This window comes from Cellulophaga baltica (assembly GCF_018861125.1).
Taxonomy (GTDB): domain Bacteria; phylum Bacteroidota; class Bacteroidia; order Flavobacteriales; family Flavobacteriaceae; genus Cellulophaga; species Cellulophaga baltica_A.
This window is the reverse complement of the sequence record NZ_JAHKQN010000013.1, coordinates 727671-743944: the sequence shown is the minus strand read 5'-3', so window position 1 is coordinate 743944 and position 16274 is coordinate 727671. Positions and strand designations below refer to the sequence as shown.

General features: G+C 30.3%; 13 protein-coding genes. 12 read left to right on the top strand and 1 reads right to left on the bottom strand.

Annotated elements, in window-relative coordinates; translation table 11 throughout:
- Positions 1–73 precede the first annotated feature (73 nt).
- The 5 genes from KO500_RS05920 (at position 74) to KO500_RS05900 (ending at position 7782) form a co-directional block, all read left to right on the top strand.
- Entirely contained in the window at positions 74–3292 is a 3219-nt protein-coding gene (locus tag KO500_RS05920) for a SusC/RagA family TonB-linked outer membrane protein (protein WP_215955578.1), read from the top strand.
- Positions 3293–3296: 4 nt separating this feature from the next.
- Entirely contained in the window at positions 3297–4748 is a 1452-nt protein-coding gene (locus KO500_RS05915; protein WP_215955577.1) for a SusD/RagB family nutrient-binding outer membrane lipoprotein, read from the top strand.
- Between the two features lie 3 nt (positions 4749–4751).
- A complete protein-coding gene (locus tag KO500_RS05910; protein ID WP_215955576.1) occupies positions 4752–5810 on the top strand; it encodes a nucleoside hydrolase in 1059 nt (352 codons plus the stop codon).
- Position 5811: 1 nt separating this feature from the next.
- Entirely contained in the window at positions 5812–6798 is a 987-nt protein-coding gene (locus KO500_RS05905; protein WP_215955575.1) for a phosphotransferase, read from the top strand.
- Positions 6799–7002: 204 nt separating this feature from the next.
- Positions 7003–7782 carry a patatin-like phospholipase family protein gene (locus KO500_RS05900; protein ID WP_215955574.1) on the top strand — a complete coding sequence of 260 codons (780 nt, stop codon included), beginning with the start codon at positions 7003–7005 and terminating at the stop codon, positions 7780–7782.
- Positions 7783–7840: 58 nt separating this feature from the next.
- Here KO500_RS05900 and KO500_RS05895 read toward each other — a convergent pair whose 3' ends face one another.
- A complete protein-coding gene (locus tag KO500_RS05895; protein WP_215955573.1) occupies positions 7841–8890 on the bottom strand; it encodes a ferredoxin--NADP reductase in 1050 nt (349 codons plus the stop codon).
- 128 nt (positions 8891–9018) lie between these two features.
- Here KO500_RS05895 and KO500_RS05890 point away from each other — a divergent pair, with 128 nt between their 5' ends.
- The 7 genes from KO500_RS05890 (at position 9019) to KO500_RS05860 (ending at position 16270) form a co-directional block, all read left to right on the top strand.
- On the top strand, positions 9019–9357 hold the full coding sequence (locus tag KO500_RS05890) for a PadR family transcriptional regulator (RefSeq protein ID WP_215955572.1): 339 nt from the start codon (positions 9019–9021) through the stop codon (positions 9355–9357).
- Between the two features lie 11 nt (positions 9358–9368).
- Entirely contained in the window at positions 9369–10019 is a 651-nt protein-coding gene (locus KO500_RS05885; RefSeq protein ID WP_215955571.1) for a hypothetical protein, read from the top strand.
- Positions 10016–10702 (top strand): hypothetical protein, encoded by a 687-nt coding sequence (locus KO500_RS05880; protein WP_215955570.1) that lies wholly within the window; start codon positions 10016–10018, stop codon positions 10700–10702. Before KO500_RS05885 ends, KO500_RS05880 begins: the two co-directional genes overlap by 4 nt.
- 51 nt (positions 10703–10753) lie before the next feature.
- Positions 10754–11158, top strand: a complete 405-nt coding sequence (locus KO500_RS05875; protein ID WP_215955569.1) for a DUF2059 domain-containing protein — start codon at positions 10754–10756, stop codon at positions 11156–11158.
- A 21-nt stretch (positions 11159–11179) separates the two neighbouring features.
- Positions 11180–12652, top strand: a complete 1473-nt coding sequence (locus KO500_RS05870) for a DUF5687 family protein (RefSeq protein WP_215955568.1) — start codon at positions 11180–11182, stop codon at positions 12650–12652.
- A 34-nt stretch (positions 12653–12686) separates the two neighbouring features.
- Positions 12687–13382 carry an ABC transporter ATP-binding protein gene (locus KO500_RS05865; RefSeq protein WP_215955567.1) on the top strand — a complete coding sequence of 232 codons (696 nt, stop codon included), beginning with the start codon at positions 12687–12689 and terminating at the stop codon, positions 13380–13382.
- A 332-nt stretch (positions 13383–13714) separates the two neighbouring features.
- Positions 13715–16270 carry a tetratricopeptide repeat protein gene (locus tag KO500_RS05860; RefSeq protein ID WP_215955566.1) on the top strand — a complete coding sequence of 852 codons (2556 nt, stop codon included), beginning with the start codon at positions 13715–13717 and terminating at the stop codon, positions 16268–16270.
- Positions 16271–16274 lie beyond the last annotated feature (4 nt).

The window sequence follows — 16274 nt, the reverse complement described above, 5'->3', positions numbered from 1 at the left end:
ATAAGATTAATCTAATTTTAAAGGAATTAGGCCCATCTTATATAATAATTCATCCAACTTATTACTCAATATTATGAAAATAGCATTAATAGCTGTATTTCAGTTATTTGCCATATCCCTATTTGCTCAAACAAATACATTTAGGGCAATTGTGGTCGATACCGAAAACCAACCAATACCATTTGTTACCATTAACGAAGTAACTACAAATAATTATACTGTTACAGCTGAAGATGGTTCATTTACTTTATCAACAAATAATAAAAATTTTAAAATCAATATTTCATCAATCGGATATCAAAGTCAGAATATAAATATAATTGATAATATTTTTCCTAAGATAATAACCCTCGAAACAGACACCGAACAACTTAGTGAAATTGTGGTAACTGCTTTAGGTATTGAAAGAGAGAAACAGTCATTAGTTTCTGCTGTAACAACTGTTGCTCCAGAAAAACTTACCGAAGTTACATTAACCAACGTAGTAAATAGCTTAGCTGGTCAAGTTGCTGGGGTACAAATAACAAACGGTTCTTCAGGTGTAGGTTCTTCCTCTAGAATTGTTATTCGTGGTGAAAACTCATTAAGTAGTAGCAACCAACCTTTATTTGTAGTTGATGGTGTACCTATAAGTAATGAACAAATTACCAGTAACCTTGTCAACGATGGCGCATTGCAAGAAGTTGATTTTGGTAATGGCGGATCAGAAATAAGCCCTGACGATATTACTTCAATTTCTATTTTAAAAGGTGCCGGTTCTGCAGCTTTATATGGTGCAAGAGCAGCAAATGGCGTTGTTGTAATTACCACCAAAAAAGGAAAAAACAAAAAGGGTTTTGGGGTTACAACAAGTAGCTCTTTAACAGTTGAAACATTATTAACACTACCTGAATATCAAAATGTTTATGGCGGTGGTTCTAACGGTCAATATTCTTTTCAAAACGGAGCTGGAGCTGGTATTAATGATGGTGGTTTAAGTAGTTATGGTCCAAGATTAGATGAAGGACTTCTAATCAATCAATTTGATAGTCCGTCTACTGATGCAAACGGAAATGTTGTTCGTGCTGGAGATGTAATTGCTAGAACTTTAGCTGATGGAAGCCTTTCTCCTATTACAGCAACGCCATGGGTATCAAACCCAAATAACGTACGTAACTTTTTTGAAACCGGAATTACCAAACAGAATAATATTGCCATAAACTCATCGGGTGAAAATGGTAATAGTCGTATCTCATATAGCAACCTAAGAAATGAAGGTATAGTGCCTAATACAGATTTAGATCGTGACGGAATTTCATTAAATATTCACCAAATTTTAAGTGACAATGTAAATGTAAACGCTTTTGTAAATTATATTAATACACGAAGTAATAACCGGCCAAATTTAGGTTATGGTTACGAAAATCCACTTTATGGTTTTAACTGGACTGGTAGGCAAGCAAATATTGATTCATTTAAAGATTATTGGCAAGCCGGACAAACAAATATTCAGCACTTTGATATTAATTATAATTGGCTAACAAACCCTTATTTAACAGTTTATGAGAACACCAATAGTTTTAATAAAAACAGATTTTTAGGAAATGCATCTGCAATTTATAATGTAACCGATAAACTCGATGTTACAATTCGTGCGGGTATTGACACCTATAATGATAAAAGAGAATTTAGGCGTGCAGTAAGCACAAATGCAAACCCTGATGGGTCCTATAGAGAAGATAATGTTTATTTTAGAGAGTTAAATACTGATGTATTAATTTCTTATAATGACGCTATAAACGATGATTGGAACTACACAATTTCAGCTGGGGGAAATCGCTTTGATCAAGATATTGAGTATAGTTATTCAGAAGCTTCTCAATTAGCGATACCCGATATTTACACCTTAGCAAATTCTAAATCCGCTATTGTTTCAGAAAGTAATACGTTTACAAAACGAATCAATAGTATTTATGGAACTGGAAATTTATCATACAAAAATGCTCTTTATTTTGATTTTACCTATCGTAATGATTGGAGTAGTACATTGCCTGAAGATAGTAATTCATTTGGTTACTACTCAGCAGGTTTTAGTTATGTAGCTACTAATGTTTTTAAACTACCAGAAGCAATCTCTTATTTAAATTTTAGATTTAGTGCTGCAAGTGTTGGTAATGATACCGATCCGTATCAAACAAGTCAGAATTTGTTATTAAACCAAAATTATGGTTCTGATTTTAGAGTAACTAATGAAACAGTTTTAAAAAATTCAGAATTAAAACCTGAACGTTTAAATGCACTTGAAGCAGGTTTTGAAGCTTGGTTCTTAAATGGAAGATTACAATTAGATGTTGCCGGGTATCAAAACACAAGTGTTGATCAAATTATATCAAGACCAATATCACAAGCTAGTGGTTTTGCTAACTTTAATGAGAATGGTGGCAAAGTAAGGACTCGTGGACTTGAAATTTTGTTGAGTTCAACAATCATTAAAAAGAATGATTTCCAATGGCAGAGTTCAGCAAATTTTTCAACATCTAGAAGTATCGTAACAGAGCTCCCAAGTGCTGTTGATCAATTTGTAACCGGAACAGCGAGTATCTTTTCTGGTGGAGGCGGATCAAACACAGTTTTTTATATTGCTAGAGAGAATGGTCGTGTTGGAGATATGTACGGAACCGGATTTATTGAGTTTGATGATCAAGTTGTACATGATGCTAATGGTTTTCCTGTACAAGACCCTAATTTACGTTTATTAGGAAATTATAATGCAGATTTTCAAATTGGTTTTAATAATAAATTCTCATTTAAAAATTTAGACTTTACCTTTTTATTTGATTGGAGACAAGGCGGAACAATTGTTTCAAGAACCAAAGCGCTAGGGAGTACTTCTGGTGTTTTAAAAGAAACTCTATTTGGTAGAGAAACTGGTATTATAGGTGAAGGTGTTGTAAATATCGGAACAAGTGAAAGTCCGGAATATGTTTCAAATACAACTGCAGTATCAGCACAGGACTATAACAATGCCTTTTTTGATCGTGGTAATGAAGCAAGTGCATTATATAGCGCATCTTATATTAAACTACGGCAGGTAAGCATCTATTATAATTTTTCAGAACAACTCGTAAATTCAATTGGCTTTAACAAAATAAAACTTGGTTTAGTCGGCAGTAACTTATTACTATTTACTGAGAATCCACATTTTGACCCTGAACTAAATGCTTTACAAGAGCAAAGTATCACTTACGGAGTAGAAGATTTCTCTTATCCTTCAACAAGAAGTATTGGTTTCAGTTTAAAAACAGAATTTTAAAATCATGAAAAATTATATAAAAATATATTTATCAATTATCATAGCAAGCACAGTATTTACTGCATGTTCTGAAAATTTTGATGAAATTAACGAAAACAATAACAACCCTGAATCGGTTAGTCCACAGTTTCTATTAACCAACGTCATTTCAGTTTCGTCAGATTTAAATGCTTACGAACAAGGTTTTAGGCAATCAAATTACTTAGCACAATTTTCCGCAAGTATAGAATTTGAGCGTATAGATCGATATGAAATGGGTTCAAATAGTGAATACTGGAATTCAATCTTTCAGCTACAATCTGATATTCTTTCGATAAAAGCATCAACAACAACAAATGAAGCTTATAATGCGGTTGGTAATATTATGCAGAGTTATTTATTCTCACAACTTACAGATTTATGGGGTGATGTTCCGTATACAGAAGCGTTGGGAGCTTTAGATGGTAATTTTTTACCTAAATATGATACACAAGAAAGTATTTATACAGATACTGAAACAGGAATTATTGCTGTTCTAGAAAATGCTGTAACAGTTTTAGAAAATACTAATACAACTATTAAAGGTGATGTTTTATTTAGTGGTGATTTAACAAAATGGGTGAAGTTTGCCAACTCACTTCAAGTACGTTACTTGATAAGAATTAGTAAACGATTGACAGATTTTAGTGCTTTACAAACACTAGCAGACTCTGGTAATTTAATGCAATCAAATGAAGATAATGCGGTGCTACCCTATTTGAGTTCTACACCAAACCAATTTCCCTTATTTACGGCATCATCTGGCACGTATAATGAACATAGAATGACGGCAACTGTAGATTCCATTTTAAAATCTTGGGATGATCCGCGTATGATGACACTATATAATCCAACAGGATCAACAACAAATAGTGACACACCAGAATATCATGGTTTAATAAATGGACAATCAACAAATACAATTTCAAGCAGTGGTGTCGATTTAAATAACATTTCTTTATTCGGGAGTATTTTCAGAGATGTAGCTGATGGTGTTGATGCACAGTTTATGCAATATTCAGAGGTTCAATTTGCATTAGCTGAAGCTGTAACCAAAGGATATATTTCAGGTGATGCTAATACATATTATCAAAATGCAATTACAGCAAGTTTTGAATACTACAATACTGAAATTCCTGCCGAATATTTTACTAAACCGGAGATTGTTCTTGATGGCAGTGAAGATGATATTACAAAAATATTGACTCAAAAATGGCTAAGCTTAATTTCCGTAGGCCATGAAGCTTGGTTTAACGTTCGTAGAACTGGTATTCCTTATTTAAAACCTGGCCCTGATAATTTAAATGAAGATAGGTATCCGGTTCGTTACTTGTATCCTGAATCTGAACAAGCATCAAATAACGCAAACTACCAAGAAGCATCGGATAGAATTGGTGGTGATGATATTAATAGTAAAGGTTGGTGGGAAAAAGATTAAATTATGATAAAAAAAATTAAACTTTTCGGTATATTATCAGTAACTACAATGCTCCTAGCATGTAATTCTAAACATAAAAAAACTGTTATTTCTTCAGAAGAAATGAAAACAGATATCGTTACAACTGAGCCAAAGTTGAATGAAGGTAAAAAAGTGTGGATTGATGCAGATTTAGCCGTTGGAATGAAAAACATTGGTCGCCCTGGGTTTTCTGATGTTGATGATGGTTATGCTGTCTTACAACTTTTAAATGCTCCTAATATTGAAATAATTGGCATAAGTACTGTTTTTGGTAATACAAGTGTAGACAATGCTTTTACTATCGGAAATTATATTAACAAACAATTTATTAAAAGGAATATTCAAGTTTTTAAAGGGTCAAGTCAACCTATTGATATTTTTAACGTAAGTACTAATGATGCTGTTGAAGCATTAGCAAAAGCGTTAAAAAAAGATAAAATGGTAATTTTAGCTATAGGTCCTGCGACCAATATCGGGTTATTACTTTTAAAGTATCCTGAATTAAAATCACAAATACTAGAAGTAGTATTAGTTGCCGGCCGTAGAACGCCAAACGACGAGTTTAATATTGGAACAAAAGGTGTAATAGCAAGAGATTTAAATTTTGATTTAGACAATAATGCTTTTCAAATTTTATTAGATCATGAAATACCTGTTGTTTTATGTCCTTTTGAGGTATCTAGTAAGGTATGGATAGAGCAAAAAGATCTGGAAAAATTGAAAACAGTTGATAAAGCTACTGAATGGTTAGCAACAGCTTCTCAACCTTGGTTAGAACAATGGAGAGCACAAGGAGCAACAGGTTTTAATCCGTTTGATGCTTTAGCAAGTCATTATATAATTTCACCAGAAGATATTATTTCTGAACCATTATTAGCACGTTTAGAATTACATATTGATGATACTGTAAAAGAAAATGAAAAGGAAGTTTATAAACAATATTTACTATGTGACGTTGATAAAGGTACACCAGTAAAATATTGTTTTGATGTAGTACCAGATTACCATCAAAAACTAATTGATAGCTATAAAAAGAATTAAAGTGATAAAATTAAATAACAACATTGCTGCTCTTACAACATATTTACAAGCACAGAAATGGCTTAATAATAATGAAAGCATCAAATCGGTTGAAAAACCAGGAGAAGGCAACATGAACTTTACATTAAGGGTCATTACCAATCAAAGATCTTTTATTTTAAAGCAAAGTCGTGATTATGTAGAGAAATATCCTCAGGTAGCAGCACCAACAGAACGTGCTTTGCGAGAAGCTGAATTTTATGAGTTAATACAAACTGTACCTCAGCTTAAAGAAATGATGCCTAATCTTATGAATTTAGATAAGCAGAATAATGTAATGCTAATGGAAGATTTAGGTTCAGGAAAAGACTATTCTAATCTATATGAAGAGGGTAAATATATTCTTGAAGAAGATTTATACACTGTTATTGATTTTATATCAAAATTACACACAAGTATTACAACAGAAACAACGGATAAAAAAATCACTAATAGAAAGATGCGTGAGCTTAATCATGAGCATATTTTTATTTATCCGTATCTAGACGATAATGGTATAAATCTCGATGATATTTTGCCTGGTTTACAAAAACATGCTACGCTTTTAAAACAAGATGAGAAATTAAAAAGCAATGTGCTTGAACTTGGTAAACTTTATCTTGAAGATGGAAATATATTATTACACGGTGATTATTTCCCAAATAGCTGGCTAAAAACAAAATCTGAAGTAAAAATTATTGATCCAGAATTTTGCTTTTTCGGTTTTGCAGAGTTTGAAATTGGTGTAACAATTGCCCACTTAAAAATGGCAAAACAATCAGATGAAATAGTAAAAAAAGCATTAAAACTTTATAAAGATAAATGTTCATTAGATGATCAATTAGCAGAAAAATTTACGGCTATAGAAATCATTAGAAGAATAATTGGTTTAGCACAATTACCACTTGAAATTGGCTTAGAAAAACGAGTAGAATTGCTAAATGAAGCACATAAAACATTAATAAAATAATTTTTTATACTTCATAAGTAAAGACAACAAAATGATTTAAACAAATTTCCTTTAAACACAATGCTTACCCGATAAAAAACATAATTTTTAATATTTAGTAAAAAGAAAAATTCAACACAAACCAATCGGTTTAAAAAATATGTGCCAATAAACTTTAATTTATAGTAAATTTGATTCGCAATCAACCTTAAAAAACCTACTACTATGAATACATCGCTTTCAAATTCTAAAAATATAGGCCTTGTACTTTCTGGTGGTGGTGTTCGTGGAATGGCTCACATAGGTTTGATAAAAGCAATGCGTGAATTTGAGATTGAAGCCAACATTGTTTCTGGCAGTAGTGTGGGGGCTATTGTAGCCGCACTTTATGCAAATGATGTACCTGCTAAAGATATGTTGAATTTTTTTAAAACTACCCCAATATTTCATTACCACTTTTTCACAGTAATAAAAGCTGGTTTTATTGATACTGATAAGTTTTTTACCATCTTTAAAAATTACTTTCCTTTAGATACTTTTGAGTCTTTAAAGAGAGAATTACATATAGTAGCTACAAATCTTCAAGACGGGGAAGAAGAGTTTTTTAATTCTGGTGAATTAGTTAGACCTTTATTAGCATCAGCAGCTTTACCTCCAGTTTTTAGTCCTGTTGAAATAAATAATCTTTTGTATGCTGATGGTGGTATTATGAATAATTTTCCAATAGAGCCCATGAAAAGCAAAGCTGATTATATTATTGGTAGTAATGTATCAATCATTAATCACATTGATAAAAAAGATCTTAAAAACTCTATAAAACTAGCCACAAGAGTTACCAATTTAATGATTTATGCTTCTTCAAGAAAAAAAATGAACTTATGCGATTTACTTTTTGAACACAGTGCTGTAGACCGTATTGGAGTTTTAGATAAAAAAGGAATTGAAAAAGCCTTTGTTGTTGGTTATGACAATGCTTGCCGTGTTTTTGAAAAAATCAAAATATAAAAAAAGCTGTACCAAATAAATAGTACAGCCCTTGTTATTTTACAATAATGAATCAATTTTAAACATCATCAAAATCTACTTTTATTGTAGCTGTCGTTGGGTGCGCTTGGCAAGTTAAAATTAACCCTTCTTCTATTTCTCCATCAGTTAAAATCTGATTTTTAATCATTTCAGCTTTACCTTCAGTTACTCTGGCAATACAGCTACTACATACACCTCCTTGGCATGAGTAAGGTGCATCAATGTTTTCTTTTAGAACAGCATCTAAAATCAACATCTTTTTATCCATTGCAAAAGTGAAATTTTCATCATCTACTACAACAGCAACTTGAGTTTTACCATCCAAATCTTCTGCCATTGTATCAACAGTGTTTGAAGTAGTAAACAACTCAAAATGTATTTTATCTTTGGTAATACCTGCTTCTTGTAACTTTTCAGAAACTAAATCAATCATTTCTTCTGGTCCACATAAATAGAACGCATCAAAAGCAATATCTTTCCTTTTATTTTTAACTATATAAGTTACAGTAGAACCATCTATTCTTCCAAATAAAGAACCTTCTTCATTTACTCTACTAAACACATGCTGTACAAAAATTCTATCGCCATACTGTTTTTGCAATGCTTCAATTTCTTTTAAAAACATTGTTTCATCAGCACTTTGGTTACCGTAAACTAAGGTAAACGTACTATTTAAATGACTTTTCAAAACTGTTTCAGCAATACTCATTACAGGTGTAATACCACTACCTGCTACAAAAGCACCAACATGTTTTTCTGTGTTTGATGGTTCAAAAACAAAACGGCCTTCTGGTGGCATTAATTCTAAAACATCACCAACTCTTATTTTGCTATTAGCATAAACTGAAAAAGTACCATCAGTAACTTTTTTTACACCAACTGTAATTTTACCTGAACCAGGAACTGTAGAAATTGAATATGCTCTACGCAAAGTTACACCATCAATTTCCTTATTAATCGTTATATATTGTCCTGCACTAAAAGCAAAAACATCTTTTAAAGTATCTGGAATTGCAAATGAAATTGCAACTGCATTAGAAGTTAATTGCTGTACTGCATTAACTTTTAGAGAATGAAAATCGCTCATCTAATAATTTTTAAGCAAAATTACGGAAAGGACCAGTGATTTAAAACTGATTAGGAATAAAATGTAATACATAAACTTCTTATGCATAAGATTTTTAGGTATATTTGATTTAGTAGAAGTAAAAAATTATGAGCAATTCAAAGTTATATAAGGGCAGTTTAAACACCATCATTTTAAAACTATTAGATGAGCAAGGAAAAATGTATGGGTATGAAATTACGCAAAAAGTAAAATTGCTTACAAAGGGAGAATTAAAAATAACTGAAGGCGCGCTCTACCCTGCTTTACACAAATTAGAAGCTGAAGGACTTTTAGATGTTGAAGTTGCTAAAGTAGATAATAGGCTTCGCAAATATTATAAACTTACGGAGCAAGGAGAAAAGGAGACAGTAAATCGTTTAGCTGAACTTGAAGAGTTTATACGAAGTATGCAAAATTTAGTAAACCCAGATTGGAGCATAAATTAAAAAAACTAAGAATGAAGCTAGATAAAGATCAAATTATATTTATCGATACTTATTTGAAAAATTCAGATATCAGTTTTATTGATATTCGAATGGAAATGCTAGACCATATAGCTTCTGAAGTTGAAAATAAAATGAAAAATGAAAACTTATCTTTTTATGAAGCTTTTAAAAGTTATATGGTAGTCAACAAGAAAAAGCATTTAATTCTATACAAAAAGATAGTAAGAAATACAGATAAAAAATTAGTACTACAAATTCTAAAAATATTAGGTAAACCATTAACTATTTTAATTTTAATTTTAATTTTATGTTTTATCATATTGAAATTAGCCTCATTTTATTTTGATATTTCTTTAGTTTTAAAGTTTTTTCCATTTATATGCTTGGTTGGGTTGGGTTCTTATTATTACATCACAACTTTATTATTAGGAAAAAATAAGCGTTTTTCTGGAATAGAAAGAATAAGTTTTGTGCTCATAGCTTTTATGCAAATACACCAGTTTTTTTATAATCCATTTTATAAAAATATAATAGAGACAACTAATTTGAATTTAAACATTATGGCTTTTTCATTTAGCATTACTATGATGATTATAATAATTCAAATTATAAAAAAATACAAGCTTGAATATACAGATCTGTATAAAAATATGACAGCATGAAACTAACCAATAATCAAATTAAACAATTATATACATTCACTAGAGATCACTTTGTTTATCATTTTGATTTACAAACTGAGCTTGTAGATCATTTAGCAAATGGAATTGAGAGAACATTAGAAAAAAAACCTGCCCTATCATTTGAAAGTGCGCTTCAAATAGAGTTTAAAAAATTTGGCGTTTTTGGTTTTCAAGATGTTGTTGAAAAAAGAAAGAAAGCTCTAAATAAAAAATACTGGAAAATAATATTTACGTATTATAAAAAGTATTTTTCTTTGCCTAAAATAATATTGACAGCTTTTCTAACTTTTTTTCTTTTCACTTTACTAAATAATATTTCACTAAACGTTCGGCATTATTGCCTCATTGGGTTATTTATATGCTTTTTAATTCCAATATATATTCAGTTAATAAAGTTAAATCGATATTTAAAGAAGAGAGAGCGTAAATGGTTATTCGAAGAAATATTACTGACTCAAATGGGTTTAGCTAATTTATTTCTAATACCTATTCATATTTTAAACATCAAATTAAACCTTAATAATACATACATTTTAGGTGTAACAAGTTTTTTCGTAGTAGTTACCTTATTACTTTTTCATGTGATGGTATTTAAAATTCCTAAAAAAGCTGAAAAACTACTTGAAGAAACTTATCCTGAATACAAAATGATGAACACTTAGTAACGTTTCACTTACTTCTAATACTAACATTAAAAATAACACAACACAATTATGAAAAAACTAATTTTTGCAATCGTTTTATTTACAGCCATTACTTTACAAGCACAAGAAACGACAACTATACAAGTAAAAGCAATTAGCCTTATTAAGGCCTCTGGTGCAACTAGCGCTTTTGATGATGCAATCGCACAAATAGGTGCAGCAGTTCCAGCTGACAAAAAAGATGCTTACACTGCAGAGGCAAATGGTACATTAGATGAAATTTATGTTCAATTAGCAGATTTATATGCTGAAGAATTTACAGAAAGTGAAATTGATGAGTTGAATAAATTTTACCAAACAGATTTAGGAAAAAAATTAAGTGTGAAACAAAATTTAATTACTCAAAAAGCAATGATGATTGGTCAAACTTGGGGTATGAAAGTCGGTGGAATAGCACAAAAATATATGCAGTAAATAAAACTAAATAATGCCAAAATGCTCAAACACTTTATAAGTCTTCAATGGAAATCATTTTTTAGAGCAGCATCCTTAAAAAGTAATTTAGCTATAAAGATATTAACCATTTTTATGGCTTTATACCTTATTACAATTTTTATTGGTGCCGGAATTAGTATTTATTTTATAATTGAAAAAGCTGAAATTGGGAACCCTTTTGATATTATAAACAAGTACGTGGTTTATTATATTGTTGGCGACCTCTTTTTTAGGTACATGTTACAAAAAATGCCTGTAACCAATATTAAACCCTTACTATATTTACCATTTAAGAAAAATCAAGTTGTACATTTCTCGTTGGGTAAAACCATACTATCATTTTTTAATTGGACTCATGCTTTCTTTTTTATTCCTTTTTCAATAATACTAATAACAAAAGACTATAGTGTTCTTGGAGTTATTTCATGGCATTTAGCTATGATTGCAATTATTTATTCGAACAACTTCATAAATATTCTTGCTAATAATAAAGACAATATTTTCTATACTACAATAGTACTTTTTGCAATTTTAGGGCTTTGTCAATATTTTCAAGTATTTGATATTACATTATATACCACAATAGTCTTTGATTCCTTTTACAGTATACCTTGGTCAGCACTAATTATGATTAGCATTGCAATAAGTTTATATTATGCAACATTTCATTTTTTTAAAAGAAACATGTATTTAGATGCTGGTTTAAAAACGAAACAAGATATTGCAAAATCTGAGGACTTAAGTTGGTTAAATCGATTTGGGAATTTAGGAACGTTTTTAAAAAATGATATTAAACTCATTAAAAGGAATAAGCGCTCTAAAATGTCTGTAATTATGAGCATTGCTTTTATATTTTATGGTTTTCTATTTTTTTCAAAATCAATAAGTGTTTACGAAGGTCCTGTATGGAAAATTTTTGCAGGTATTTTTATTAGTGGAGGTTTCTTATTTAGCTTTGGACAATTTGTACCAAGTTGGGATAGTTCATATTACCCTCTACTGATGAGTCAGAATATAAAATATAAAGAATACCTAGACTCAAAATGGTATTTAATAGTAATTGCAACTCTTGTAAGTACAATTATAGCTAGTTTCTATTTGTATTTTGGTATTGACGCTTATTTAGCTATTATAGTTGGTGGTATTTACAATATTGGTGTAAATTCTTATTTAGTTTTATTGGGTGGTGCATTTATCAAAACACCTATTGATTTAACGTCTTCTAAAAAAGCTTTCGGAGATAAACAATCATTCAATTTAAAAACAATGATACTTACACTACCAAAACTTGTGTTGCCATTAATAATTTATGCATTAGGTCATTATTTAATTAATCCAACAGCTGGATACCTATTTGTAGCTTTTTCTGGTATAATCGGTTTTGCTTTTAAAAACTATATGTTTAAAAAAATTGAACAAGTTTATAAAAAAGAGAAATATAAAACCATAGCTGCATACAAACAGGCCAACTAAAAACTAACAGTCACTTTATTTAAATACCCGAAAAATGATAACTGCTAAAAACATAACAAAGAGCTACGGCAAAACAACCGTTTTAAATATAGAGAATCTTGAAATACCAAAGGGTCAAAGTTTTGGGCTAGTAGGGAATAACGGTGCCGGAAAAACTACATTTTTCAGTTTACTTCTTGATTTGATTGAACCTACAACAGGTCAGGTTCACAATAACGGAGTTCAAGTTGACACTAGTGAAGATTGGAAACCTTTTACCGCAGCGTTTATTGATGAAACATTTTTAATTGGTTATTTAACAGCGGAAGAATACTTCTATTTTATTGGAGAATTAAGAGGCCAAAACAAAGCAGATGTAAATGCGTTACTCTCTAATTTTACTGATTTTTTTCATGGTGAAATTTTAGGTCAGAGTAAATACTTAAGAGACTTATCAAAAGGAAATCAGAAAAAAGCAGGAATCGTTGCCTCATTTATTGGTAATCCTGAAGTAATTATATTAGATGAACCTTTTGCAAATCTCGACCCTACAACACAAATTAGATTAAAGGAAATTATAAAAGATTTGGCAGCAAACCAAAATGTAACTGTATTAGTTTCTAGTCACGATTTAATACACGTAACTGAAGTTTGTGAACGTATTGTGGTTTTGAACAAAGGTGAAATAGTAAAAGATATTGAAACCTCCACTGAAACATTAAAAGAATTAGAAGTCTTTTTTGCTGGATAATTCGTTTCAAGATTGATTTCAAAAAAATTAATTTTAGTGTAATTTAAAAAAGCTCCTAAAATTCGCAAACCAACTAGGTAGTTGGTTCGCAAATTCTATTTTTAAGTATAACTAACCTATTATATCGACTTAGCATATAATAATATCGGTTATAAGTATTATTTACCACCGAGAATAGTACTCAAACTTTAAAACAGACCGTATGGTTTGTAAAAAATCAGTAATTATATCTATTAGATTCGCTTTAATAAAAAAATAATGCGCATTTTGTCGATGAACTACATAATAATCAAACTGTTTTTAAGTTTAGGTTAGTAGATAAATACAGAAAATTGAAGCTTCAGTATAAACTTATTACAACTGCATTATTTGTAGGAATGGCATTTAATGCTTGTTCTACAAAAAAAGATGCCTTAATAAATCGCAATTGGCACGCACTTAATACAAAATTTAATGTTTTGTATAATGGAAATATTGCTTTTGAAGAAGGTAGAGAAGAACTTAATGCGAGTTACCAAGATAATTATTGGGAAGTTTTACCTATTGAACGCTTAACGATTCGTGAAGAAGTAATTTTAGAATCTGAAAGTAAAAATGCTAAATTTGAAATTGCCGAAGAAAAAGCGGCAAAGGCCATACAAAAGCACAGTATGGATATTGATAATGAAGAGCGTAATCCACAAACAGATGAGGCTTTTTTACTATTAGGTAAAACACGTTACTTTGGGCAACGTTTTTTACCTGCACTTGAAGCTTTCAACTATATTTTAAGAAAATACCCGTCAAGTGATAAATTAAATGAAGCTAGAATTTGGCGTGAAAAAGTTAATATAAGACTTGAAAATGAAGAGCTTGCTATAAAAAACTACAAAAGTCTATTAAAATATGACGAGTTAAGCGATCAAGAATATGCTGATACCAGAGCAATGATGGGGCAAGCATATATTAATTTAAAAGTTATTGATACAGCTATTCAACAATTAAAAATAGCCGCTGCTTACACTAAAAAAAATCCCGAAAAAGGACGATATTACTATATCATTGGTCAATTATACAATCAACTTGGTATTAAAGACACTGCTAATATTGCTTTCAATAAAGTAATTGAATTGAATAGAAGGTCTCCACGTGAGTATATGATTAATGCTCACCTACAAAAAATTAATAACACTCCAATTACTGCTGAAAACAAATTAGAGTTATTAGAGTATTTGACAGAATTAGAAGAAAACAGAGAAAACAGACCTTACTTAGATATTATTTTTAGACAAATTGCCAACTATCATTTAGAAAATGAATCTGATAGTTTGGCCATTGCTTACTTTAACAAATCACTTAGAGCAACCAATAATAAAAAACAATTGAATGCTTTAAACTATGAGAATTTAGGTGAATTCAATTTTGAAGAAAAAATATACAAAACAGCAGGTGCTTACTATGACAGTACATTGACAAACTTACCAGAAAACACAAAAAAATATCGTGCTATAAAAAAGAAGTTTGACAATCTTGAAGATGTTATATACAATGAAGATATTGTACAATACGCTGATAGTGTTATTACCCTGTACAAGTTACCTAAAGAAAAACAATTTGAATATTTCGGAGATTACATAGCAAAGCTCAAAGAAAAAGATGCACTTGCTGCCGAAAAAGAAATTGAAAGACAAAATAGAGGAATCAATGCTTTTGCTCAAACTAAAGCAGGAAAACAAAATAAGGGTAAGTTCTATTTTTACAATATTACTAGTCTTGGTTATGGTAGAACTGATTTTAGAACTCGTTGGGGTGATCGTACCTTAGAAGACAATTGGAGATGGGCTAATAAGGTCAAAAACAATCTTAATGATGATGGTGCAATTGTAGGTGCAGATAAAAACTCAGGAACTTTAGATATACCAGAAGATCAAAAATATGATGTAGATTTTTATATGAGTCAAATACCAACAGATGTTGCTGTTATTGATAGTTTAAAAATGGAAAAAAACTTAGCTAACTATCAATTAGGTTTAATTTATAAAGAAAAATTTAAAGAAAATTTATTGGCAGCAGGTAAACTTGAAACCGTGTTAAATTCTAATCCTGAGGAACGTTTAATATTACCTTCAAAATATAACTTATATAAAATTTACGAAAAGACTGGCAGCCCGTTAATGGCACAAATGAAAGATGATATACTAACAAATCATTCAGATTCGAGATATGCCGAAATTATTTTAAACCCCTATGCTGTTCTTGAAGGTGATGCAAATAGCCCTGAAGTTATTTATACAGATTTGTATAAACAATACACCAATCAAGAATATTTAAAAGTAATTACTGGTGCCGAAGAAAACATAAATAAATTTACAGGAGATCCAATTGTTGCAAAATTAGAAATGCTTAAAGCAAATGCAATTGGTCGAATTCAAGGCTTTACAGCTTTTGAAGAAGCATTAAACTATGTGGCATTAAATTACCCAAACAATGCTGAAGGTAAAAAAGCAAAAGCAATGATTGCTGACCAATTACCCAAATTAGCTCCAAATGAGTTTTTAAAACCTAACAGTGAAAAAAAAGCAGAGAATTGGAAATTAATTTTTGAATTCAACTCTTATGAAGATAAGCAGATGAATGATTTAAAAGAATTGCTTGAACAATCTATAGTAGATTTAAAATACAGAAATACAGTATCAATTGATGTTTATAATGTAGAAAAGAAATTTGTAGTTGTTCATGGCTTTAAAAGTGATGAATTTGCATTAGGTTATGCTGAATTAATAAAAAATAACAAAGACTACCTTGTTCCATATAAGAATTTTGTAATTTTATCTTCGAACTATAAAATCATACAGGTTCATAAAAATATTACAGAATACAAAAATCGAGACACAACCCCAAAACCGTAGAACA

Excerpts from the sequence above, each read along its gene's own strand:
- KO500_RS05900 (WP_215955574.1), top strand. The coding sequence starts at position 7,003 with ATGAATACATCGCTTTCAAATTCTAAAAATATAGGCCTTGTACTTTCT.
- KO500_RS05910 (WP_215955576.1), top strand. The coding sequence starts at position 4,752 with ATGATAAAAAAAATTAAACTTTTCGGTATATTATCAGTAACTACAATG.
- KO500_RS05880 (WP_215955570.1), top strand. The coding sequence starts at position 10,016 with ATGAAACTAACCAATAATCAAATTAAACAATTATATACATTCACTAGA.
- KO500_RS05890 (WP_215955572.1), top strand. The coding sequence starts at position 9,019 with ATGAGCAATTCAAAGTTATATAAGGGCAGTTTAAACACCATCATTTTA.
- KO500_RS05870 (WP_215955568.1), top strand. The coding sequence starts at position 11,180 with ATGCTCAAACACTTTATAAGTCTTCAATGGAAATCATTTTTTAGAGCA.
- KO500_RS05920 (WP_215955578.1), top strand. The coding sequence starts at position 74 with ATGAAAATAGCATTAATAGCTGTATTTCAGTTATTTGCCATATCCCTA.
- KO500_RS05885 (WP_215955571.1), top strand. The coding sequence starts at position 9,369 with ATGAAGCTAGATAAAGATCAAATTATATTTATCGATACTTATTTGAAA.
- KO500_RS05915 (WP_215955577.1), top strand. The coding sequence starts at position 3,297 with ATGAAAAATTATATAAAAATATATTTATCAATTATCATAGCAAGCACA.
- KO500_RS05875 (WP_215955569.1), top strand. The coding sequence starts at position 10,754 with ATGAAAAAACTAATTTTTGCAATCGTTTTATTTACAGCCATTACTTTA.
- KO500_RS05895 (WP_215955573.1), bottom strand. The coding sequence starts at position 8,890 with ATGAGCGATTTTCATTCTCTAAAAGTTAATGCAGTACAGCAATTAACT.
- KO500_RS05865 (WP_215955567.1), top strand. The coding sequence starts at position 12,687 with ATGATAACTGCTAAAAACATAACAAAGAGCTACGGCAAAACAACCGTT.